At 76.2% G+C, this 22,044-nt stretch carries 18 protein-coding genes and 1 tRNA gene; 13 read left to right on the top strand and 6 right to left on the bottom strand.

Annotated elements, in window-relative coordinates:
- Nucleotides 1-51: 51 nt before the first annotated feature.
- Nucleotides 52-122, bottom strand: a tRNA-Gln gene (locus ACFWMZ_RS05640).
- Nucleotides 123-360: 238 nt separating this feature from the next.
- On the opposite strand from ACFWMZ_RS05640, the gene ACFWMZ_RS05635 reads away from it, so the two are divergent.
- Complete coding sequence (locus ACFWMZ_RS05635) at nt 361-1,710, top strand: sensor histidine kinase (protein ID WP_383175820.1); 1,350 nt, start codon at nt 361-363, stop codon at nt 1,708-1,710.
- Nucleotides 1,711-2,010: 300 nt separating this feature from the next.
- Here the strand turns inward: ACFWMZ_RS05635 and ACFWMZ_RS05630 are convergent, their stop codons facing one another.
- Both ACFWMZ_RS05630 and ACFWMZ_RS05625 read right to left on the bottom strand, forming a co-directional pair.
- Nucleotides 2,011-2,520 (bottom strand): SUKH-3 domain-containing protein, encoded by a 510-nt coding sequence (locus tag ACFWMZ_RS05630; protein WP_383175823.1) that lies wholly within the window; start codon nt 2,518-2,520, stop codon nt 2,011-2,013.
- Nucleotides 2,520-3,338 carry a YwqJ-related putative deaminase gene (locus ACFWMZ_RS05625; protein ID WP_383175827.1) on the bottom strand — a complete coding sequence of 273 codons (819 nt, stop codon included), beginning with the start codon at nt 3,336-3,338 and terminating at the stop codon, nt 2,520-2,522. The genes ACFWMZ_RS05630 and ACFWMZ_RS05625 overlap by 1 nt, the downstream gene beginning before the upstream one ends.
- 541 nt (nt 3,339-3,879) lie before the next feature.
- On the opposite strand from ACFWMZ_RS05625, the gene ACFWMZ_RS05620 reads away from it, so the two are divergent.
- From ACFWMZ_RS05620 to ACFWMZ_RS05605, 4 genes are all read left to right on the top strand, one after another.
- Nucleotides 3,880-4,857: an SMI1/KNR4 family protein gene (locus tag ACFWMZ_RS05620; protein WP_383199662.1), complete on the top strand. Its 978-nt coding sequence runs from the start codon at nt 3,880-3,882 to the stop codon at nt 4,855-4,857.
- A gap of 5 nt (nt 4,858-4,862) precedes the next feature.
- Complete coding sequence (locus tag ACFWMZ_RS05615) at nt 4,863-7,394, top strand: SUKH-4 family immunity protein (protein WP_383199660.1); 2,532 nt, start codon at nt 4,863-4,865, stop codon at nt 7,392-7,394.
- A 292-nt stretch (nt 7,395-7,686) separates the two neighbouring features.
- On the top strand, nt 7,687-8,130 hold the full coding sequence (locus tag ACFWMZ_RS05610; protein ID WP_383175835.1) for a peptidoglycan-binding protein: 444 nt from the start codon (nt 7,687-7,689) through the stop codon (nt 8,128-8,130).
- 112 nt (nt 8,131-8,242) lie between these two features.
- Nucleotides 8,243-8,431, top strand: coding sequence for a hypothetical protein (locus ACFWMZ_RS05605; protein ID WP_383175838.1), 189 nt, complete (start codon nt 8,243-8,245; stop codon nt 8,429-8,431).
- Nucleotides 8,432-8,486: 55 nt separating this feature from the next.
- On the opposite strand, the gene ACFWMZ_RS05600 is transcribed toward ACFWMZ_RS05605, so the two are convergent.
- A complete protein-coding gene (locus ACFWMZ_RS05600) occupies nt 8,487-9,437 on the bottom strand; it encodes a phosphotransferase family protein (protein WP_383175841.1) in 951 nt (316 codons plus the stop codon).
- A gap of 134 nt (nt 9,438-9,571) precedes the next feature.
- Between ACFWMZ_RS05600 and ACFWMZ_RS05595 the strand changes: the two genes are divergently transcribed.
- The 3 genes from ACFWMZ_RS05595 to ACFWMZ_RS05585 all read left to right on the top strand — a co-directional run bounded on the left by ACFWMZ_RS05595 (nt 9,572) and on the right by ACFWMZ_RS05585 (nt 12,692).
- Nucleotides 9,572-10,357, top strand: a complete 786-nt coding sequence (locus ACFWMZ_RS05595) for an SDR family NAD(P)-dependent oxidoreductase (RefSeq protein ID WP_383175844.1) — start codon at nt 9,572-9,574, stop codon at nt 10,355-10,357.
- A gap of 189 nt (nt 10,358-10,546) precedes the next feature.
- Complete coding sequence (locus ACFWMZ_RS05590) at nt 10,547-11,491, top strand: LCP family protein (RefSeq protein ID WP_383175965.1); 945 nt, start codon at nt 10,547-10,549, stop codon at nt 11,489-11,491.
- A gap of 181 nt (nt 11,492-11,672) precedes the next feature.
- On the top strand, nt 11,673-12,692 hold the full coding sequence (locus tag ACFWMZ_RS05585) for a cellulose-binding protein (RefSeq protein ID WP_383199658.1): 1,020 nt from the start codon (nt 11,673-11,675) through the stop codon (nt 12,690-12,692).
- Nucleotides 12,693-12,710: 18 nt separating this feature from the next.
- On the opposite strand, the gene ACFWMZ_RS05580 is transcribed toward ACFWMZ_RS05585, so the two are convergent.
- The gene (locus ACFWMZ_RS05580) at nt 12,711-13,550 is read right to left on the bottom strand and encodes an alpha/beta fold hydrolase (RefSeq protein ID WP_383199656.1); all 840 of its coding nucleotides are present in this window, start codon (nt 13,548-13,550) and stop codon (nt 12,711-12,713) included.
- Between the two features lie 220 nt (nt 13,551-13,770).
- Here ACFWMZ_RS05580 and ACFWMZ_RS05575 point away from each other — a divergent pair, with 220 nt between their 5' ends.
- Complete coding sequence (locus ACFWMZ_RS05575) at nt 13,771-14,538, top strand: NPP1 family protein (RefSeq protein WP_383175853.1); 768 nt, start codon at nt 13,771-13,773, stop codon at nt 14,536-14,538.
- A 101-nt stretch (nt 14,539-14,639) separates the two neighbouring features.
- On the opposite strand, the gene ACFWMZ_RS05570 is transcribed toward ACFWMZ_RS05575, so the two are convergent.
- Nucleotides 14,640-14,930: a hypothetical protein gene (locus tag ACFWMZ_RS05570; RefSeq protein ID WP_383175856.1), complete on the bottom strand. Its 291-nt coding sequence runs from the start codon at nt 14,928-14,930 to the stop codon at nt 14,640-14,642.
- A gap of 776 nt (nt 14,931-15,706) precedes the next feature.
- Between ACFWMZ_RS05570 and ACFWMZ_RS05565 the strand changes: the two genes are divergently transcribed.
- The 4 genes from ACFWMZ_RS05565 to ACFWMZ_RS05550 are packed head-to-tail and all read left to right on the top strand — an operon-like array spanning nt 15,707 to nt 22,004.
- Nucleotides 15,707-15,976: a hypothetical protein gene (locus ACFWMZ_RS05565; protein ID WP_383199654.1), complete on the top strand. Its 270-nt coding sequence runs from the start codon at nt 15,707-15,709 to the stop codon at nt 15,974-15,976.
- Between the two features lie 8 nt (nt 15,977-15,984).
- The gene (locus ACFWMZ_RS05560; protein WP_383199652.1) at nt 15,985-17,829 is read left to right on the top strand and encodes a BTAD domain-containing putative transcriptional regulator; all 1,845 of its coding nucleotides are present in this window, start codon (nt 15,985-15,987) and stop codon (nt 17,827-17,829) included.
- Between the two features lie 7 nt (nt 17,830-17,836).
- Nucleotides 17,837-20,059: a TOMM precursor leader peptide-binding protein gene (locus ACFWMZ_RS05555; RefSeq protein WP_383199650.1), complete on the top strand. Its 2,223-nt coding sequence runs from the start codon at nt 17,837-17,839 to the stop codon at nt 20,057-20,059.
- On the top strand, nt 20,049-22,004 hold the full coding sequence (locus ACFWMZ_RS05550) for a TOMM precursor leader peptide-binding protein (RefSeq protein WP_383199649.1): 1,956 nt from the start codon (nt 20,049-20,051) through the stop codon (nt 22,002-22,004). The genes ACFWMZ_RS05555 and ACFWMZ_RS05550 overlap by 11 nt, the downstream gene beginning before the upstream one ends.
- The last annotated feature ends 40 nt before the right edge of the window (nt 22,005-22,044 follow it).

Genomic DNA, 22,044 nt, shown 5'->3' with positions numbered 1-22,044 from the left:
CGGCCGCGTACGGCCGGGACCCGCTGGGTGCTCCGGAGAGGAGCCGACGTGCTCCCGGGGAAGGAATCGAACCCTCATTCAATGGACCAAAACCATTTGTCCTGCCATTAGACGACCCGGGACGGTACGCCCGCGCGAGGACCCCATCCATGATCGGTCCCCCGCGCGCGACACCACTATGCCCCAACCTCCGGCCTCGGCGCGACGATCCGCCCGGGTCCGGCGGCTCGTACGGGTACGGGGGGCGGTCGAGGCCCGTCGCGTGGGCCGGGTGCCGCCGGGGGCCGGGGTGGCGCAGGTGGGGCGCGGGACGCGGCACTCGCCGGAATTGTCGCAGGCCGCACCCGTACGCTGGTGCGTATGACCACGACGGGGGAAGAGCACCGCGCGGCCGGGGGGCCGTGGTGGTGGGAGCGGCGGCGAAGCGCCGTGCTGGACGTGGGGCTGGCCCTGGTGTCGGCCCTGGAATGCGGTGTCGAGGGGGTGTCGTTCGCCGAGGGCGCCGGGCTTCCGGCGGGGCTCGGGGTGCTGCTCGGCCTCGTCGCCGGGTCGGTGCTGGTGGTGCGGCGGCGGTGGCCGGTGGCGGTGGTGCTGGTCGCGATCGCGGTCACCCCGGCGGAGATGGGCTTCCTGCTGGCGACGGTCGGCCTCTACACGCTGGCCGCCTCGCAGGTGCCGCGCCGGATCATCGGGGTCACCACGGGGATGGCGCTGGCCGCCACCCTGATCGTCACGCTGATGCGGACCCACCAGGACGTCGGCGGCGACATGGCCGGTACCCGCATCGACTCCTGGGTCGTCCCGCTCATGTCCGTGCTGGCCTCGGTGGCGATGACCGTGCCGCCCGTGCTGCTCGGCCTGTACGTGGGGGCACGGCGCCGCCTGATGGAGAGCCTCAGGGACCGGGCGGACAGCCTGGAGACCGAGTTGCAGCTGCTGGCCGAGCGGGCCGAGGAGCGGGCCGACTGGGCGCGCGGCGAGGAGCGGACCCGGATCGCCCGCGAGATGCACGACGTGGTGGCCCACCGGGTCAGCCTGATGGTGGTGCACGCCGCGGCCGTGCAGGCGGTCGCGCTCAAGGACCCGCAGAAGGCGGTGAAGAACGCCGCGCTCGTCGGCGACATGGGCCGCCAGGCCCTCACCGAGCTGCGCGAGATGCTCGGCGTGCTGCGCGCCGGGGAGGCGCTCGGCGGCTCGGTGCGCGCGGCGGTGCCACTGGCCGCGGTCGGCGTGGCCGCGGCCGCCGCAGCCACCCGCGCGGGCGCCGCCGAGGACGGCCCGTCCCTGGCCGAGCTGGACGAGCTGCTGGGCCAGTCCCGGGCCGCCGGGATGAGCGTCGAGCTGTCGGTGCAGGGTGAGGAGCGGGCGTACGCGCCGGAGGTCGAGCAGACGGCGTACCGGGTGGTGCAGGAGGCTCTGACCAACGTCCACAAGCACGCCGCGGGTGCCGGCGCCGTGGTGCGCCTCGCCCACCGGGGCGAGGAGGTCGCCATGCAGGTCGAGAACGGCCCGCCGCCCGCCCGCGACGGCGCCACCGCCCTGCTGCCCAGCGGTGGCAACGGGCTGGTCGGGATGCGGGAGCGGGTGCAGGCGCTCGGCGGGGTCTTCGTCTCGGGGGAGACCGAGGCCGGGGGGTTCCGGGTGTCGGCCGTGCTGCCCGCGCAGCCGGGGGTGGCTGCGCGGCAGGGGGTGCCTTCGCGGGAGAGCTAGGCGCCGTCGGGGTGGGGCGCCTGATTCCCGCTTGCCTCGGGGTGGGGGTGCGCTTGCCTGCGCGAGGGGTGTCCTCAAGCGCCGGACGGGCTTTGAGATGTCCTCAAGCGCCGGACGGGCTTTGAGATGTCCTCAAGCGCCGGACGGGCTGAGTTTGCGCCCGGGCTCCGTCCTGATTGTGCCGGTCACTGATTGGCCTCAAGCGCCGGCCGGGCTGGAATTTGGCTGAGCCACGCCCAACCGTTCAGCCCCGCCGCGGTCACCCACCGAGGCCACCCCACCATGGCCCCCCGGGGAGGATCACCCCACCGTGAGCCGTATCGGCGGGGTTCCCGTCAGCAGGGTGGTCAGGGCGGCGTCGATGTCGGGGCCGAGGTACCAGTCGCCGGTGTGGTCGACGGCGTAGACGCGGCCCTCGGTGTCGACGGCGAGGAGGGCCTGCGGGGCGGTGCCGTCGCCGGTGGTCTCCTCGCCGAGTGGGCAGAGTTCCGTCTCCAGGGCGCGGCCCAGGTCGCCGAGGGTGCGGGCCATGTGGAGACCGGCCAGCGGGTCGACGCGGAAGGTGCTGGGCGTGGTCTGGCGGCCGGGGCCCTTCGGGGCGATGAGCAGCCCGCCGAACTCCGCCCACGACTCCACGGCCGCCGGGGAGACGGTGTGCTGGTGGCCGCCGGGCGTCGTGTGGGCGCGCAGGGTGTCGGCCCAGACCTCGGCCTGCTTGATGTCCCAGCGGCCCGGCTGCCATCCGGCGGCGCGCAGCGCGGCGTCCACGGTGATCGGGAAGCGCGTGGTGGAGGTGCGGTCGGTCGGCATCAGCTCTGGTCCGGGGAGGGGTCGACGACGTGGACGCCGAAGTGCGCCGCGAGCGCGGTGCAACTGCGGCAGGGCGGGGCGAAGGCGCCGTGCAGCGGGTCGCCGTCCTCGCGGATGCGGCGGGTGGTGAGTTTGGCGTGCTTGAGCGCCTTGCGCGCCTCGCCCGTCGTCATCGGCTTGCGGGCGGCGCGCTTGGAGCGTGCCTCGTCGGCCCCGGCGATGCGGCGTGAGATCAGGATCGTTTCCGCACATCGCCCGGTGAACCGTTCCCGCCGGTCACTGGTGAGCGTGGAGAGGAAGTCCTCGACGAGGGGGTGCAGCTCGGGGGCCCGGTCGGCGCGGCCCGCCGTCGCGGTCAGGGTGAGCCCGCGGCAGGAGAGCGCGGCGGCGACGGCGGGCAGGATGCCGTCCCGCCGGTGGCGCAGGACCGGCACCGGCGCGGTGCTGCTCCAACCGACCCGCGGATCGCCCGCCGCCTCCGGCGAGGCGGCCGGGGCGGGGACGCCGGAGGCGCCGGCGGCCGGTTCGGTCGCGGTGCCGGTGGTGAGGGTGAGGGTGGGGCCGCCGGTCGGTGCCTGCGGCGCGTCCCCGGAGCCGCCGCCGAAGCGGGCGGTCGGCCGGACGGCCGGGCCGGTGAAGCCGAAGGGCCGTTCCCGGGGCCGGGCGGAGGGGCCCGCCGCGAGCGCGCCGAGGTGTCCGGCGTACCCAGGGCGTACGCCGGAGTGTTCCGTGTCCGGGGTACGGCCCGGCGCCGGGCCGGGTGCGCCGGTCCGGCCTGCGGGTGTGTCGTCGTCGGTACTGCGCCAAGCGGTACGCATCGTCGTGCTCGTCCCTCCCGTGCCCGTGGTCGCCGCCACGAGTGCCACGCCCCCGGTTTGCGGGTCCAGCCTGCCAAATCGGGGGGCCCGGAGCGAAGCTGGGGCCGTGTTGGGGCGTGCGTGTCGCGAGGTTGTGGCAGTGCGGGGATACGGTGCGCGCTCCGGGTGCGGCGCCGGGGCGCGGTCAAAGGACGTACCGGGATGGCGTGTTGGTGCTGGTTGGGGCGGGATGCGGCTTTCACGAGGAGGTGGGTGGGTGTGGATACGCGGGGGCGTGGTGGGTCGCACGGAGGAGGGCGGGGGCGCAAGCGCGTACGGGAAGAGGGGTGGGCGGGGCGGACGCGTGTACGGAGGGGGTGCAACCGCCGGGCGGGGCGCGGGCGTCGCACCCAGGGGTGGTTCCGGAGGGCGGCGCGGGCGGTGCTGTGACGGCCGTGCCACCGCCCGCGTCGGGGGCGGGCGGCCGGTGACCCGGCCCGGTACCACCGCATAGGCTGTCGCTGTCCGCGAACCAAACACAGTGCCGCAGGGGGCAACCGCCATGACGACAGGTCGGCTCGGGCAGCAGGCCGCGCCGCCGAACGCGGCCTACGCCGGGCAGGTCGTGCACTTCCCGGACCCGGTCCGCGCGAAGCGCCACCCCGCCGGGGTGCGCGTCGACGGCGACGGCTACCCGGACTTCTCGCCGTTCGCGCGCGCGGCGGCCGAGATCGCCGACCCGCCCGAGGGGTTCGGTGTGGACGAACTGCGCCTGACGGACTACGTGTCGGCCAACGCGGCGCTCGCCGCCGACGGCCACGAACTGTGGGAGACGGTGCCCGCCGTCGCCACCCCGCACGGCTGGACCTGGCACCACGTCCCGCGCACCCGCCGCCTGGAGCTGGTCCCGGTCGAGGTCAAGGCGCTGCTGCGGCATCACGCCGGGCTCGCCACCACCTCGGTCGACCACCAGAAGCGCGGCACCCGCCCGCTCCAGGAGACCCGGCCCGCCCACTTCGCCCTGCCCAAGGGCGGCGTGGCCGTCAGCGAGCAGCAGATACTGGCCGCCGAGGAGGACCTCGGTTACCGCCTGCCGGGCGCCTACCGTGACTTCCTCAAGGCGGCCGGCGGCTGCGCCCCCGCCGGGGTGGCGCTCGACGCGGAGCTCGGCCTCCTCGTCGACCAGCCCTTCCTGACCCTGCGCGACCAGGCCGCCGCCAACGACCTCGTCTACGCCAACAAGTGCCTGCGCGACCACCTCACCAAGGACTACCTGGGCGTCGCCTTCGTCCAGGGCGGCCTGCTCGCGGTGAAGGTGCGCGGCGAGCGCGCCGGTTCGGTGTGGTTCTGCGCCTACGACGACGCACGCGACCAGGACGGCTGGTCGGTGCAGGACCGTGTGGAGCGGCTGCTGCTGCCCTGCGGTGACGACTTCGACGCGTTCCTGGACCGGCTGGCGGGCAGCCCGCCGGAGCTGGAGACCGTGGCCAACCTGATGGTGGACGGCGGCTTCGCGCAGGCCGTCCCGGTGGAGGGGTGAGCCCGATGGTGACCTTCGCACAGGCGCAGGAGCGCGCCGAGGAGTGGATCAACGCCGATCTGCCCGCCTACCAGCACCGAGAGGTGAAGGTCCGCGAATTCGACCTGGGATTCGTGGTGTGGGCCGAGGACCGCGAGGGGGGACCCGTCTCCGACGGCGGCCGCCAGCGCCTGGTCATCGCCCGCGACAGCGGCGACACCACCCTCTGGCCGGGCCTGCCGGTCGGCGAGGTGATCCGCCGCTACGAGGAGGAGTACGGCCGCCCCGAACAGGCCGCCGAGCCGCCCGTACCGCCGCAGCGCGTCGACCTCGAACAGACCTCCTTCCTGCTGAGCCCGCCCGAATGGCTCCAGGAGGCCGCGGACAAGCTGGGCATCCCGGACCGCCGCGGCGAGACCACCGGATCCGGCGAGGGCGCCGGTACGGGTTCCGTTGCCGATGCCGGTTCGACGCCCGGCGGCGGTACGAGCGGGGGTACGGGTACGAGCGGGGCCGCGCCCCAGCCGCCCGCCGCACCCCAGCCGCCCGCCGAGCCCGCCCCGTCCGGGGGCACCCCCGGTGGCGGTACGCCCTGGCCCGCCGCGGCCCAGGCCGACGGCGGGGCCGCCGAGGCGACCCCGTGGGCGGGGACGGACACCACCGAGACCGACGAGGGCCGGGCCGTGCCCGCGCCCGCCACCGTCTTCGCGCCGCCGCTCAGCGGCGCCGACGACGACGGCCGGACGCCGCCGCCCGGGGTCTCCCCGGACGCCAAGACCGCGCTCATCTCCGGCGGCAGCGCCCTGCCGCCCACCGCCGTCGTCCCCGCGCAGGCACCCCCGGCCGCCCCGCCGGCCCAGCCGCCCGCGACGCCCGCCGCGCCGCCCGCCCCCGAGCCGGGCCGCCCGGTCCCGCCCGGCGCCGAGGACATCGCGGACGCCGCGACCAGCAAGGCCCAGGCCGCCCCGCGCGGCCCCCGCAGCACCGGCGCGACCCCGCCGCCTCCGCCCCCGCCGCCGGGCGTCCCCGGCACCCCGGGCGGCCAGGAGTCGCAAGGCGGCGGCGCGGCCTATCTTCCGACCCAACTCGCAGCCCAGCTCCCGGAGTCGGCGGCGTCGGGCCCGTCCGGCGGGGCCGGTGCCCCCGGTACGCCGCCGCCTCCGGCTCCGCCCGGTGCTCCGGGTACGCCCGCGGGCGGGGTGCACCACGCCGCGACGATGCTGGCCGGTCCGGGCCAGAGCGGGAACGTGCCTCAGCCGCCCGGTCCGCCCGGTCCTCCCGGCGCCCCCGGTACGCCGCCGCCTCCGGCTCCGCCCGGTGTCCCGGGTACGCCCGCGGGCGGGGTGCACCACGCCGCGACGATGCTGGCCGGTCCGGGCCAGGGCGGGAACGTGCCGCGGCCCCCCGGCCCGCCCGGCGCGCCGCGTGCCCCCGGTACGCCTCCCGGCGGCGTCCACCACGCGGCGACGATGCTGGCCGGTCCGGGCCAGGGCGGCAACGTGCCCCAGCCGCCCGGCCCGCCCGGTCCGCCGCCGCCGGGCCCCGGCGCCGGTTACGGCTACCCCCAGCAGCCCGCCGGCCTGCCCACCGTCGGCCCCGGCTACCAGGCCGTGCTGCGCTACCGCGCCCAGGACGGTTCCGAGCAGCAGCTCATCCGCCGCTCGGCGCCCGGTACCCCGCACCCCGAGTGGCAGATGCTGCACGAGCTGCGGGCGATGGGCGTACCGCCGCAGCAGGTGCTGGAGCTCCACACCGAGCTGGAGTCCTGCGAACTGCCCGGCGCCTACTGCGCCCGGATGATCCGCGAGACCTGGCCGCAGGCCCGCATCACCTCGATCGCCCCGTACGGCCGTGACCACGCCTCCCGGCAGGAAGGCATGCGTCAACTCCTGGAGCACCAGGGCGAGCTGCACCAGGTGGCGGACGGGCCCGCCCGCCCGGCGCCGGTCCGCGCGCCGCTGCCGCCGGTACCGCCGGCGCCGCAGGTCGGCCCGGACGTCATCGCGCAGGAACTGGCCGGGGCCCTCGGCCCGCAGGGCGTCTTCCGCTTCGACCAGCACGCCGTCTCCCGGCAGGGCGTCCCCGACGTCGTCGCCCACACCCTGGTGTGGGCGGGGCTGCCGCTGGACCTCGGCCCGTTCTTCTGGGCCCAGGCCCAGCCCGGCCGGCCCGTCCCGACCCTCGCCGAGCTGGCCCAGGAACGCGGCGTGCAGCCCGCCTCCGACGCCGGGTCGTACCTGGTCATGGGCAGTGACTTCGGTAAGGCGCTCTGCGTCCAGTACGGCACCGCGCACCTCGTGGCGGTGCCGGTGGAGGCGGGGCCGGGCGGCGCCCCCGTACCGCCGCAGTTCGTCAACACGGGCCTGCCCGAGTTCGTCCGCTGCCTGGCCCTGCTGGCCCGTATGTGGCGCCTGCGCTTCGGCCTCAACCAGGAGCAGGCGGGCCGCTGGACGGTCGACTTCCAGGCCCAGCTCGCCGCCCTCGACCCGGCGGCCCTCGGCTCACCGGAGAACTGGTGGTCGGTGGTACTGGAGCAGATGTGGGACGGGCTGTTCTGACCCCGGGCCCCTGAGCCCCGGCCCGAGGCCCCCGCGCGCGTTGGTTCGCGTACGGGGGGCCTCTGCCGTTCCCGTGTCGGGACCTGGTCCGGGGTCGTCCCAGGTGGGACGGGGTCACCGCTGGCCGGCGTCTGGGACGACCCAGCTTGTCCCGCACTGCCCCGGAACGCTCGACTCCGGACCCGCCGCGCCCGGAGCATCGGTGGAGCCGGGCCGAGGGGCCGGAGCGCGACAACACCCGTGCCCCGCCCGGTGACAGATTCCGCCGATCGCCGAACACAAGGAGCACCCCATGCGCATGCGCCGCATCGCCGCGTCCCTGTCCACCCTCGGACTCCTCGCCGCCGGAGCGGTCGTGGCCACGGCGGGCACCGCCCAGGCCGCCACTTCCTGCAAGGGCTTCTCGACCTACGCCTCGGGCTCGGCCACCCTCTACAAGCCGACCACCACCAACGGCAGCCGCAACACCAACTGCCTCCTCTCCAGCGGCGACGGCTTCAGCGGCGGCCAGCAGGTCAACGCCGTCGGCTACCTCCAGACCTCCCTCAACCGCTGCTTCGGCGCCGGCCTCGCCATCGACGGCATGTACGGCCAGGCCACCGTCAACGCGGTCAAGACCGTCCAGCGCACCAAGGGCCTGCCCGCCGACGGCGTCTTCGGCCCCCAGACCTCCAAGTACATGAACTGGGCCAAGCTCGCCGGCGGTTCGGGCTGCACCTACGGCGGCCGCCCGTAACCCGCCGCCGCACCGCGCGGGTACGCCGGCCGGGGCTCCTCAGCCGTCCCCGGCCGGCCTCCCTTGGTGGTGGTACATCAACGGGGCGCAGGTCGCCGACGAGGAGGGCCGGATGTTCCCGCCCGTCCTCGCCGACATCTCCGCCGGGCCGTCGCTCTCCTCGCACGTGCGGCTGGCGCCCGGCGCCAAGGCGCTCGGACGGGTCGCCTTCGAAGCGCCGAAGGACGCCACCGGCGCTCAGATGCAGAGGGCGCTCGACTCCGGGAGGGCCGACGAGACCGGGCGGTGGAAGCGCAAGTAACCGCCGCGCGGCCTGGAGACCCGGCTTCGGCCGGGCCTTCAGGCACCGGACTTCCTCAGGCGCCCATCCCGCCCGCGAACGGCATCCCCCGCCACACCTCCACACCCGGCGTCAGATAGTCGACAAGTACCGGCAGTTGCGGCGCCAGAGCCAGCGCCGTGATCCCCCGCAGCCTCCCCACCGCGTCCACGAAGCGGAGCACGCCCTCGTCCAGGGGCCGAGCCCCGTTCGCCGCCGCGCCCCTGTTGTACGCCTCGATGTGCTCGGGGCCCAGTGTGGCCAGGTCCCACTCCACGGGGCCCAGCGTGACCAGTTCGAAGTCGGCGTACAGGTCGCCGGTCGTGCTGTGGAAGATGTTGGCGGGCGGGGAGTCGCCGTGGAGGGGCTGGAGGTCGATGCCCGGGAAGGCGGACTCGAAGGCTTCTCGGGAGCGGACGAGGGGCTCCAGGACCTGCCATTCGCGCTGGGCGCGGTCCAGGTCCGGCGCGGCGAGGAGGTCGGGGCGGGAGGCGAGGAGGGTGAGGGAGGCGGTGACGTACTCCGGGTCGGCGGTGGAGAGGAAGGAGAGCGGGCCCGGGTAGGGGCGGAGCGCGGTGTGGAGGGCGGCGGTGAGCCGGGAGTTCGCCACGTAGTCGGGGGCCTTGGAGCGGTCCTCCTCGATGTACTGCCAGAAGGTCGTCGAGAAGCCGTCGCGGCGGACGGGGCGGCGCGGGACCAGGGGGCTCGGCGGGATGACGGGGGCGCCCTGGGCCGCGAGCCAGTGGGCGACGTCGAGTTCGCGCTCCTGGCGGCGGGTGAGGGCCTCGGGGGACTCGGTGTGCGGGAGGACGACCGGCACACGGGCCACGACCGGGGAGGGGGCGAGGTGGACGACGACCGAGAAGAGGTCGTGCAGGATCCGCGGGTCGGTCACGGTGAGGCCGAGGTCGCGGCCGGCTCCGACGGCGGCGTCCACCGCGGCGGAGGTGCGGCGGGCGAGGTCTTCAGGGGTGGCGAAGTCGGTCATGGGGCCACCGTTCCATGGTGGGCGCGGTGGGGGAAACGGGATTGCGGACGGGGGCCGGGCGCGATGGCAGGCGTGCGCCTGGTTCCTGCGGTGCTCGTGGTTCTCGGCCGCTGATCGCGGGGTACGCCCAGCCCATGAAGCGATTCGACGGATACGGCGTCCTGGTCACCGGCGCCGGACAGGGGATAGGCGAGGCAGTCGCGCGGCGGCTGGCCGGTGAGGGCGCGCGGGTGCTCGTGTCCGACCGGGACGGCGAGCGGGCCGAGGAGGCGGCGGCCCGGCTGCGGGCGGAGGGGCGGGACGCCGAGGCGCTGGCCTGCGACGTCGGGGACCGGGCGGCGGTCGAGGCGGCCGTGGGGTACGCGGTGCGGCGGTTCGGGGGGCTCGACGTGCTGGTGAACAACGCCTGCTCCGCCCAGCAGGACACCCCGCTCTTCGAGGACGGCACCGACGAGGTCTGGGAGCGGGACCTCGACATCACCCTCACCGGTGCCTACCGCTGCGCCCGTGCCGCCCTGCCCCACCTCGCGGCGGCCCCCGACGGCCGGGGCGCCCTCGTCAGCGTCGGCTCGGTCAACGGGGAGCAGGACTTCGGCGGCCACGCCTACAGCGCGGCCAAGGCGGGCCTGGCGAGCCTGACGCGTACGCTCGCGGGCCATGCCGCGCCGCGCGGGGTGCGGGTGAACCTGGTCGCGCCCGGGACGGTCGACACCGATGCGTGGGCCGGGCGCGAGGCGGGGCTGGAGGCGGCCGCGGCGCACTATCCGCTCGGCCGGGTGGGGCGGCCCGACGACGTCGCGGCGGCCGTGGCGTTCCTGGCGTCGCGGGACGCCGCCTGGATCACCGGCGTCACCCTGCCCGTGGACGGCGGCATCCTCAACAGCAACATGGGGCTGCTCCGGGCGCTGCACGAGGAGTGAGCACCCGCCGGGCGGGCCGGGTGGCCGTACGCCATCTGCCGTGCCCGCCCTGCGCCGCCGCCCGCCCCGCCGGATCATGCCGACATGAGTGGCGCGGGCGAGGCAGACGCGGGAGAGGCGGGCGGGTGGGGCCCGCCGACGACGCACGGGCCGGTGCGCTGGCGCGGGCGGAAGCGGCGGTGGCCGCGGGTGGTGCTGTGGGTGGTGGTGGCGCTGGTCGTGGTGGTGGCCGGGGCGGGGACGGCGCTGTACTTCTGGGCGGACGGCCGGGTGCGGACCACGGACGCGTTCGGTGAGTACGCGGGGCGGCCCCAGGCCGGTCGGGGCACCGACTGGCTGCTCATCGGCTCGGACAGCCGCGCCACACTCACCCCGGAGCAGCGCCGCGAGCTGCACGTCGGCTCGGACGAGGTGCGCAACACCGACACCCTGATGATCGTCCACCAGGGCGACCACGGGACGACGCTGGTCTCGCTGCCGCGTGACTCGTATGTGGCGATCCCCGGGCACGGGCAGGGGAAGATCAACTCGGCCTTCGCGCTGGGCGGGCCGAAGCTGCTGACCCGGACCGTCGAGCAGGCGACCGGGATCAGGCTGGACCACTTCGCGGAGGTCGACTTCCCCGGCTTCGTCGACGTGGTGGACGCCCTCGGCGGGGTGCGGATCTGCGTGCCCGGGGGCGGGCTGCGCGACGAGCGGTCGGGGGCCGACTTCGCGGCCGGCTGCCAGGAGATGGACGGCGTCCAGGCGCTCAGTTACGTACGGGCGCGGTACAGCGACCCCGAAGGCGATCTCGGCCGGGTGCGGCGCCAGCGGGAGCTGGTCTCGGCCGTCGCGGAGAAGGCGGCGAGCCCGTCGGTGGCGCTCGACCCGTGGCGGGCCGGCCCCTTCCTCTCCGCCTCCCTCGACGCGCTCACCGCCGACCGGCAGGCCGGCGTACGCGACCTGGTCCGGCTCGGCCGGGGGCTGAAGGGCGCGGCCGGGGACGAGGGGCGGGCGGTGACCGTACCGGTGTCGTCACAACCGCAGGTCCAGGGCGCCGGTGACGTGGTCGTCTGGGACCGGCGGCGGGCCGGGGAGCTTTTCGCCGCACTACGCGAAGATCGCCCGATTCCGACTTCTGACCTGAAATGACGCATCCTTGAGCGAAAGGATGTGGTTACGGTGCCACTGAGGTGCCGTGGCAGTCGCGCGAGGGCCGCCATGTGGTGATCGACACGTGGTGATCGACGTGGCCTGATCGGGGTACGCCGTACCGGTGCGTCGCGACCGGCGCGGCACGAGCGGTTCCGAGCGGACCGGGAGGAATCGGACGATGAGCAGTACACCGGTGTCGCCGCACGGCTTCACGACGGTACGGGGACGGGGTTACCGCCCCGCCCAGGCCGACCAGCACGTCGCGGCCCTGGAGAGCGAGCGCGACGAGGCGCACGCGGAGGCCGAGCGGCTCACCGCCCTCGCCGAACGCCTCGGCGCGGAGGCCGCCACCCTGGCCGAGACCGCCGCCACCCTCCCCGAGCCGACCTACGACAACCTCGGCGAGCGCGCCCAGCACCTCTACGCCCTCGTCCAGGAGCAGTCCGAGGCCCTGGACGCCGCGGGCCGCGCCGAGGCCGCCGCCCTCACCGCCGCCGCCGAGCAGGCCGCCGCCGATCTGCGCGAGGCCGCCCGCCGGTACGCCGCCGAGGTGCGCGCCGACGCCGAGCGCCACGCCGACGACCGCCTGGCCGCCGCCCGCGCCGAGGCCCGTCAGCTCCTCGCGGACGCCCGTGCCGAGGCCCAGGCCGAACGCGCGGCGGGGGAAGCCGTGCTCGACGAGGCCCGGCAGCTCTCCGCCCGCACCCTGGACGAGCAGGAACGCGAGCTGGCCGCCCGGAACGCCGAGGCCGAGCGGGAACTGACCGAGCAGGACACCGTCGCCCGCGGCCACGAGGGCGCCCTCGCCGACCACGGCGACGCCGTCCTCGCCGAGGCCCGCCGCCACCACGCCGAGGCCGAGGAGACCGCGCGCCGCACCGACGAGGAGGCGCAGGCCCACGCCGCCGAACTCCTCCAGCAGGCCCAGGCCACCGCCGACCGGGTCGCGGCCGACGCCGAGCGCCTCGTCCGCGACCACGAGGAGCAGCGGGAGGCGCTGCGGGCCCGGATGGAACACATCCGGACAGCGCTGGCCGCGCTCACGGGGCGGGGTGTGGTGGAGGTTCCGGCGGCGGACGACGGGGGATCCGGCGAGGCCGAGCGGGAGGCCGGGGAAGCGGCTCACGCACCGGTGGATCTGCCCGGCGCCCGGCGCGTGGCGGGCGGGGGCGGCGGGGCCGAGTCCGACGTGGCCTGAGTGCCGTAGCCGCACGCCTCAGGCGAGGAACCCCGCCACCGCCGAGGCGAAGCCTCGCGGGTCGTCCACCCACGGGAAGTGGCTGACGCCGGGCAGGACGGTGAGGCGGGCGTCGGGGAAGAGGGCGGTGTACTCGGTGACGGCGGCGGGCGGGGAGTTCAGGTCCAGCTCGCCCGCCACGAGGAGGACCGGGCGGTCGAAGGCGGCCAGGGCGGCGCGGGTCGCGGGCGGGTCGAAGGCACCCTCCGCGCCGTAGGCGGCGGCGGCCTCGGTGCCGCGCAGACCGTCGCCGAGAGCGCGGTGGGCGCGGGCCTCGTCGCTCCAACGGGCGTACATGAAGGGGGCCATGGCCTCCCAGGAGGCGGCCGTGGCCCGTCCGGCGGCCACGTCCTCCAGCGCCGCGTACGCCTCGGGGAACCACGGTTCGTCCTGCCGCAGCCGGGCCGTCTCCGCGCGCACCGGACCGGGCACGTCCATGCCGACGGCGAAGGTGCTCGGGGTGCAGAGCACCAGCCGGTCGACGCGCTCGGGGTGGCGTTCGGCGTACCGGGCGGCCAGGTTGGCCCCGGCGGAGTGGCCCAGCAGGTCGACGCGGTCCACACCGAGGTGACGCCGGAGCGCCTCCACGTCCGCCACGAGCCGGTCGCAACGGTACGAGGCCGGGTCCGCCGGGACCTGTGAGGCGCCGCTGCCGCGCAGGTCGAGCCCGATCAGCCGCCGGTGGGCGGTGAGGCCCCCGAGGTCCCCCAGGTAGGCGGCGGGATGCAGCGGGCCGCCGGGCAGACAGACGAGCGGTGGGCCCTCGCCTGCGGGATGGTAGGCGAGCTGGGTGCCGTCGGGGGCGGTGAAGGTGGGCATGGGGTGGGATTGTGCCATTCGGGCGGGGCGCGGTGACCGCCTTCCTCTGCACGCGGTGCGTACCCGCGCCGCCGTACGTACGCGCACCCGCCGACTCTTTCCCCGCCCAACTCCCTTACGTAGCCCGATGGTTACCCGGCCCTCCCGTGATTCGGTGATGGTGATCTGGGCATGTCACAGCTGCCTGTGTGTCACCCCCCACCGTCCCCAGGAGGACGCCTTGAAACCGGGTTCCCGCCTTCGCAGAGCCGCGTTCACCTTCGCCGCCGCCACCGGCCTCGTCGTCGCCTTCGCCGGCAGCGCCCACGCCGACCCGCCCGCCGCGCTCCCGGCCGCCGCCGACGAGCTGGAGCAGACGTACCAGCCCGCCTACGACTACGACACCGACGGCTGCTACGCCACCTCCGCCATCGGCCCCGACGGCACCCTGAACGGCGGCCTCAACCCGTCCGGCGCCCTCAACGGCCAGTGCCGCGACGCCTGGGACCTCGACGACACCAACACCTACGCGCGCGCCAAGTGCGACGGCGGCTGGTGCGCGGTCCTCTACGGCTCGTACTTCGAGAAGGACCAGGCGGTGGCCGGGAGCGGCCTCGGCGGGCACCGGCACGACTGGGAGCACGTGGTGGTCTGGGTGCAGGGCGGCGAGGCCCGGTACGTGGCCACCTCGGCGCACGGGAACTTCAACGTGCACGACCGCGACGCCATCCGCTGGGACGGCAGCCACCCGAAGATCGTCTACCACAAGGACGGCGCCAGCACGCACTGCTTCCGCGCCGCCAACACCAACGACGAGCCGCCCGAGAACCACCAGGGCACCTGGCAGTACCCGGCCCTCGTCGGCTGGGAGGGCTACCCGCCCGGCCTGCGCGACAAGCTGAGCGAGGCCGACTGGGGCAGTGCCAACTTCGGCCTCAAGGACGCCAGTTTCGGCCAGCACCTGGAGAAGGCGAAGCCGTCGGGCGTCGACTTCGACCCGTACGCCTGACGGGCGGCGCGGCCACGCCCGGCGCCTGAGGGCGGCCGCCGGGGTGCCGGGCGCGGTGCGCCGTGCCCGGCACCTGGGGACCCTCGGCCCCCGGGGGCCGCTCAGAAGAGTTTGAGGGCGAGGCAGAGCGTGGTGGTGCCGCCGAGCAGGCCCGACTCCTGGTACGCGAAGTACAGGCCCAGGCAGTCGCTCTCCCGGTCGAGCTTCTCCGCCACGCGGAACGTCGCCTCGCGGGAGGAGCAGTCGACAGGGCGGAGGTCGGGGTCGATGAGGGTCCCGTCGTTGGCCAGGCAGTCGCCGACGGAGACATCGGTGGAGCCGCCGCAGCCCACCAGTAGGGGGAGCGCGAGCAGAGCGCCGAGCAGCGGTGCGGACCTGGACCTGCGCCCCATGATTCTCTCCCCCCGGCCGACGCCCCCGAGCCGGCCTGCCTCCAGGGTAGGGGCGCGGGCAGGTGTCCGCCACGGCCATGAGGGGGCGGATGCGCCCGGGTCTTCCATTCGGCGTGGTGCAGGGCTCGCGGGTTGCGAAGGCGTAGCGGAGCAGGTGGCGGGCGGCGGCGGTGATCAGGCCGTGGCCCTCGCCCGCGGGTTCGGACCAGAACGCCGATCTCGCAGGTGCCCGAGGCGGTGTCGAAGTGGACGAACATCACGCCGCCGTGTCGCGGAAGCCGATGCGCCGGTAGACGTGCTGGCTCAGGGCGGCGGCGAGTGGCCAGGAGGCGACATCACGGGCACGCGGGCGGCGAGTGCCCGTTACGGGCACCGGGGGCGGGGCGCGTACCCGGTTCGGGCGGAACGCGCCGTATGCCGCCCCCGGTTGCACGAAGCTGCCGAGGTCCTGCAACAACCTGTCAACGCGCGTCCACCACGGGAGAGGCCGGTCCTGGCATGGTCGGACCACCAGCCCGACGGCCCGTCAGGCGGGCGCCCGCATCCCACGGCGCCCCGCCCCCGCTTCGTACAGAGCCACCCCCACCGCCCCGTACCGAGCCACCCCCTCAGCCCTCGGGCGACCCGTCCCGCAAGCGTCCCCCACCTCCTCCGGACCGTGCCGCCCCCCCCCACCACCGCACCTTTGGCCTCACTCCGAGGCGCCGTGCCGCACACCGGCCGGCCCTGTTCGCGCAGTTGCCCATGAGCCATGACCAGACTCTTCAGGGAGAACCGTGTCCGGGAACCGTAAAGCCCACTGTCCGCAGAGCTCCGCCGCCGTCCGGGCCCGCCGGGTCAGGGCCGCCGCCGCCCTCGCCGGGGCCGCCGCCGTCCTCGCGCTGGGCGCCGGGCAGGCCGCCGCGCAGGCGCCGTCCGCCGCACCCTTTGAGGTGGGCACGCTGGTCAACGGCTGGGACGGGGTGCCGGCCGGGCCCCTGGTCAACGGCTGGGACGGCGTCCCGCCCGACGCGGGGGACGGCACGCTGGTCAACGGCTGGGACTAGGCGACGGCATGCGGTTCCAGTTGCTCGGGCCGCTGTCGCTGCACGACGGCCCCGAATCGGTCGTCCTCCAGCCCGCCAAGCCCACCGTCCTGCTGACCGCGCTGCTCCTGCACGCCAACTCGGTGGTCTCCGCCGACTACCTCCAGCGGGCCATCTGGGGGGAGGAGCAGCCGGCCACCGCCAAGGCCGCCCTCCAGACCTGCGTCCTCAGGCTCCGGCGGCTCTTCACCAAGCACGGGGTCACCGAGACGCCGATCGAGGCCGTCCCCGGCGGTTACCGCATCACCGCCGGACCGCACACCCTGGACCTCATCGGGTTCCGGGAACGGGTCCGGCGGGCGGCCGGCCTCACCCACGACCCGCAGGCCGAACTGGCCGCACTCCGCGACGCGTTGGCGCTGTGGCAGGGCCCGCTGCTGGCCAACGTACGCTCCGACCTGCTGCACCGCGACGAGGTGCCGCGCCTCGCCGAGGAGCGGCTGCGGGCCGTGGAGCGCCTCGGTGACCTGCACCTGCGGCTGGGGCGGTGCGGGGAGGCGCTCGGCGACCTGTGGGAGGTGACCCGCGCCCATCCCGGGCACGAGCGGTTCCACGAGCAGCTGGTCGAGGCCCTGTACCGGACCGGGCGCCAGGCCGAGGCGCTGGCCGAGTACCGGCGCGTGAAGGAGTACCTGCTCCAGGAGCTGGGCGTCGACCCCGGCGCCGCGCTCCAGCGGCTGGAGCTGGCCATCCTGCGCGGCGACACCCTCGGCGGGACCGGGCACCCCGGCCGGGCGGCCACCGAGGAGCCCCCGCTCCCGGCCACCCCCGCCGCCTCCGCGCCCGAAGGACCGGAGCTGGTCACCGCCCTGACCCCCGTCCCCGACTTCGCCGGACGCGCCGCCGAGGCGGCCGCGCTCACCACCCACCTCACCGCCGAGGCCGCGCACCGGCCCGGCGGCCCGCTGACCGTCGTCCTCTCCGGCGCGCCCGGCGTCGGCAAGTCGGCGCTGGCCCGGCACGTCGCCACCCAGCTCGCCGACCGCTTCCCCGGCGGGCGGCTGCTGGTACGGATGACCGGCCCCGACGGGCTGCCGTACGACCCGGTGACCGTCGCCGGGCAGCTCACCCGCGCCCTGAAGGCCCGCCCGCCCGGCCGCCGCACCCTGCTGGTGCTCGACGACGCCGCCGGGGCCGACCAGGTACGGCCGCTGCTCGCCGCCTGCTCCGGCGGAGCCGTCGTGGTCACCAGCCGGCGCGGCCTCGCCGGTCTGGTCGCCACCCACGGCGGGCGGGTGGTGCGGCTCGGGCCGTTCCGCCCGGCCGAGTCGCACGCCCTGCTGACCGCCGTCCTCGGCGCGGAGCGCGTCGACGCCGAACCGGACGAGGCCCGCCGCATCGCCGAGAGCTGCGGCCACCATCCGCTGGCCCTGCGCATCATGACGGCCCGGCTGCTGACCCGGCCCGGGCTCGGACTCGCCGACTCGGCGCGCTGGCTCGCCGCCGACCCCGCCGGACGGCTCGCCCTCACCGACGCGCCGGGGCTCTCCGTCCCCGAGGTGCTGGGCGAGGCGCTGGGGCGGCTCGAACCCCGGCTCGCCGACGCCTTCCTGCGGGTCGCCGCACTCGGGCCCGCCGCCGGGGCCGACGACGCGGCGCCCGCGCTCGGGCTCTGCGAGGCGGACGCCGAACAGCTCCTCGACCGGCTCGCCGACGCCGGCTTCCTGGAGGAGGGCCCGCCCGGCCCGTACCGCACGCTGCCGCTGCTGCGGGCCTGGGCCCGGCGGCGCGCCCCCGACCTGCCCGCCGTGCACCCGCCGAGCCGACCCCGCGCGCACCGCCCCGAACTCCCGCGTCCCGCAGAGAAGGTGTGACCCCCTGATGGCTGACCCCATGACCGACCCCGCCCCGGCGACCGCCACCGCCCCCGCCGCCGACGCCTTCGACGCGCTCGCCGCCACCCGGCCCCGGGTCCGCCGCGACGTGCTCTTCACCCGGACGCCCGGCGGGGTCCTCTTCCACAACGCCGACGGCGGATTCCACCTCACCGGCCGCACCGCCTACCGGTTCGCCTCCCTCGTCCTGCCGCACCTGACCGGACGCCACCGCCTCGACGAGGTCTGCGCCGGGTTCGGCCCGGCCCAGCGGGCGATGGCCGCCGAACTGGTCCGCACCCTCTACGCCCGCGACTTCGCCCGCGACATCCCCGAGGCCGACGCCCTGCGCCCGGAGCCGGAGGACGCCGCCGGGCAGCGGTTCGCCGCGCAGATCGCCTACATCGACCACTACTCCGACGCGGCCCCCGACCGGTTCGCCCGCTACCGGGCCGCCCGCGTCGCCGTCCTCGGCACCGACGAGACGGCCCGCTGGGTCGCCCTCGGGCTGGTCCGCAACGGGTGCGGGTCGCTGGGGCTCGCCACCGCCTTCCCCGACGTGGCGGCCGAGGCGGCCCAACTGGCCGAGGAGGGCTGCCCGGTGAGCCTCGACCGGCTGCCCGACCCGGCCGAGGGGCCGGGCTGGGCGGCGCTGGACGGGTACGACGTGGTCGTGGTCACCGGTCCCGGCGCCGCCGGGCTCACCCACCGGCTGCTCACCGAGGGCGTCCCCGAGGGCCGCACCCTGCTGCCCGCCTGGGCCTTCGGTGAGCGGCTCGTGATGGGGCCGCTGACCGCCGGCGCCGCCCCCACGGCGAGCGGCGGCTGCTGGTCCTGTGCCCTGCTCCGCCTCGGCGCCAACGTCGACGCGGGAACCGCCGCCGCGCTGTGGAGCGAGGTCGCGGGCGGCGCCCGGGGCGCCGACGCGGGGGCGCCGGGGCCGCTGACCGGGCCGGTCGCCGCGATGTGCGGGAACCTCCTCGCGTACGAGGTGTTCCGGCTGACCAGCGGCGTGCAGCCGGCCGAGACGCGCGGGCAGGTGCTCATCCAGGACCTTGAGTCGCTGGACGTCGTCGCCGAACCCGTGCCCCCGCACCCGCGCTGCCGCCACTGCGCCCCCTCCGGTGTCCCGGTGACCGCCCCCGGGACGCCGGAGGTCCCCCGTACGCCGAGCGTGGCCGGCGCGGAGGAGGCACAGGAGGTGGTGGACGCCCTCAACCGGACCGCGAGCGCGCTGGTCCGCCCGCACACCGGCGTCTTCACCCGCTTCGACGACGACGACCTCACCCAGACCCCGCTCAAGGTCAGCCGCGTCGAAGTCGCCCTGCCCGACGGCACGGTGCGCGCCGTCACCGCCGTCGACATCCACCACCTGGCCGGGGCCCGCACCCGGACCCTGCACCGGGCCGCCGCCCTCTACGTCGACCGCACCGTCCCGGCGCCGACGGCCGACGAGCAGCAGGGCACGCCGGTCCACCCCGCCGCGCTGGCGACGTACGGCGGCACCGACGACAGCCCCGTCACCACCTGGACCCCCGCCCTCTCCCTGCGCACCGGCGCACCCCACCGCGTACCCGTCGCCGCCGCCCGCCCCTTCGGCCCGCACAACCGGCTCCGCACACACCTCGCCGCCACCGCCGGAGCGGGCGCCGGGGGCAGCGCCGCCGAGGCCGCCGGGGCCGCGCTGCTCTCCGCCCTCGCCCACACCGCCGTGCTCGACGCGGTCCGGGGCACCCCGGCCGCGCCCCTCGCCGAGGACCCGGCCGCCGACCCGGAGCTGGAGTTCCTGCACAAGACGGCCGCCGCGCTCGCCCTCGACGTGGAACTCCTCGACCTCACCGGCGACGGCCCCGCCCCCGTCGTCCTCGCCCGTGAGCCCGGCGGACGCTGGGCCGTCGCCGCCGACCTGACCCGGCGTGAAGCCGCCCGCGCCGCCCTGCGCGACCTGCTCGGCACCGCCCAACTCGCCGCCGAGGCAGGGGAGGAGCCCGACACCGGCGACCCGTTCGTCACCGACCTGGCGCCCGCCGCGCTCGCCGTCGCCGGGGAGCAGGGCGGGCCGCTCGACGCCGCCACCACCTTCCCCGAGATCCTGGCCCGCCTCGGGGAGCGGGGCCGCGACGCCCTGTACCTGGACACCACCTCCGCCGACCTCGCCACCGGCCACCTCGCCACCGCCCGCGTCCTGCTGACGGTGCCCGCCCGTGAGGACGGCTCCGATGCCCGCTGACACCCTCGACCAGGCGGCGGCACCGGGCCGCACCGCCGGCCCCGTCGCCGCCTTCGCGGCCGGGCTGCGCCGCGCCCTCGCCGCCCACGGCACCCCCGTACCCCTGGACCTCGCCCCGCTCGGCGTGCACGACGCGTTCCGGGCGCCGGTCGGGGCGTACGAGGCGGGGGCCGTGCCGGTGCGGCTCTACGGGCGGCAGGCCGTGGTCGGGCCGTTCCCCGGGGACGCCTCGGCCCTGGCCCAGCCCTGCCCGCGCTGCCTGGAGCGCCGCTGGCAGGCGGTGCGCAGTGTGACGCTGCGGGAGGCGCTGGAGCTGGGGGCGGGGACGCGGGCGGCGGGGGAGAACCCGTACCTGACGCCGTTCGGCGCCGACGCGGTGGCCGCGCTGATCGCGGCGCGGCTCGGCGGGCAGGGCCCCAACACGGGGGAGTTCGCCGCCGTGCACCTGGTCGACCTCCAGACGCTGCGGACCCGCCACCACCCGCTCGTCCCCGACCCGGAGTGCCCGCGCTGCTCCGTCGCCGAGGAGGACACCGCCGAGGCCGCCACGCTCACGCTCGGGCCCGCGCCCAAGCACCGGCCCGGCAGCTTCCGCGTCCGCGACCTCGGCACGTACGAGCTGCCGATCCAGCCCTACGCCAACCCGCTCTGCGGCTCCCTCGGTCCCTCCGTCGTCCAGGACGTCTCCTCCGGGTCGACCTCCGCCACCGTCGGCTGCTTCTCGATGCGCTCCGGCGACTACCTCCGCGAGACCTTCTGGGGCGGCCACGCCGACACCTTCGGGCAGAGCCTGCGCATCGGGGTGCTGGAAGGGCTGGAGCGGTACGCGGGCATGCGGTCGCGGGCGAAGAAGGCCGAGGTCAGGGCATCGCTCGACCAGCTCGTGGCGCGCGGGGAGCAGGTGGTGGACCCGCGCGTCGTCGGCCTCTACGACGCCGCCTTCCACGCCGCCCACCCGCACGTGCCGCCGTTCACCACCGACCGCGAGATCCCGTGGGTGTGGGGGTACTCGCTCCGCGACGAGCGGCCCGTCCTCGTGCCGGAAGTGCTGACGTACTACCACGCGCCCGGGCTGGAGAACCGGTTCGTGCAGGAGTCGTCCAACGGCTGCGCCACCGGTGGCTGCCTGGAGGAAGCCGTCTACTGCGGCCTCATGGAGGTCGTCGAACGCGACGCCTTCCTCCTCGCCTGGTACGGACAGGCCGCCCTCCCCGAGATCGACCCGGCGACCAGCACCAGCCCCGCCACCCGCCACATGGTCGACCGGCTCGCCCTCTACGGCTACGAGGCCCGCTTCTTCGACACCCGGATCACCTTCCCGATCCCCGTCGTCACCGGCGTCGCCGTCCGCCCCGACGGCGGCCTGGGCCGCATGTGCTTCGGCGCAGGGGCCGGGCTCGACCCCGAGGCGGCCATCGCGGGCGCCCTCTGCGAGATCGCCACCGACGCCGTCAACCTGCCGGGCCGCACCGTGCGCGACGAGGCCCGGCTGCGCGCCATGGCCGACGACTTCCACCGCGTCGAAGCCCTCCACGACCACCCGCTCGCCTACGGCATCCCCGAGATGGGCGACCACGCCCACTTCCTCATCGGCGAGCCCGGAGCACCCCGCCCACCGAAGCGCTCCCTCACCGAGCTGTACGGCGACGGCTCGCTGCCGCCCGTCTCCGACGACCTCCGCGACGACCTCGCGCGCTGCGTGGACGCCGTCACCGGCGCCGGGTTCGACGTGGTCGTCGTCGACCAGACCATGCCCGAGCAGCGGGCGCTGGGCCTGCGGACCGTCAGCGTCCTCGTCCCCGGACTGCTCCCCATCGACTTCGGCTGGACCCGCCAGCGCGCCCGCCACATGCCCCGCCTGCGCACCGCCCTGCGCGAGGCGGGACTGCGCGAGCGCGACCTGACCGACGCCGACCTCAACCCGGCCCCGCACCCCTTCCCCTGACCGGGGACCGCCCGACGCCCAGCCAGCCGCCCCGACAACC

Source organism: Streptomyces sp. NPDC058373, from assembly GCF_042723275.1.
GTDB lineage: Bacteria > Actinomycetota > Actinomycetes > Streptomycetales > Streptomycetaceae > Streptomyces.
This window is presented reverse-complemented; position numbering and strand designations above follow the sequence as displayed.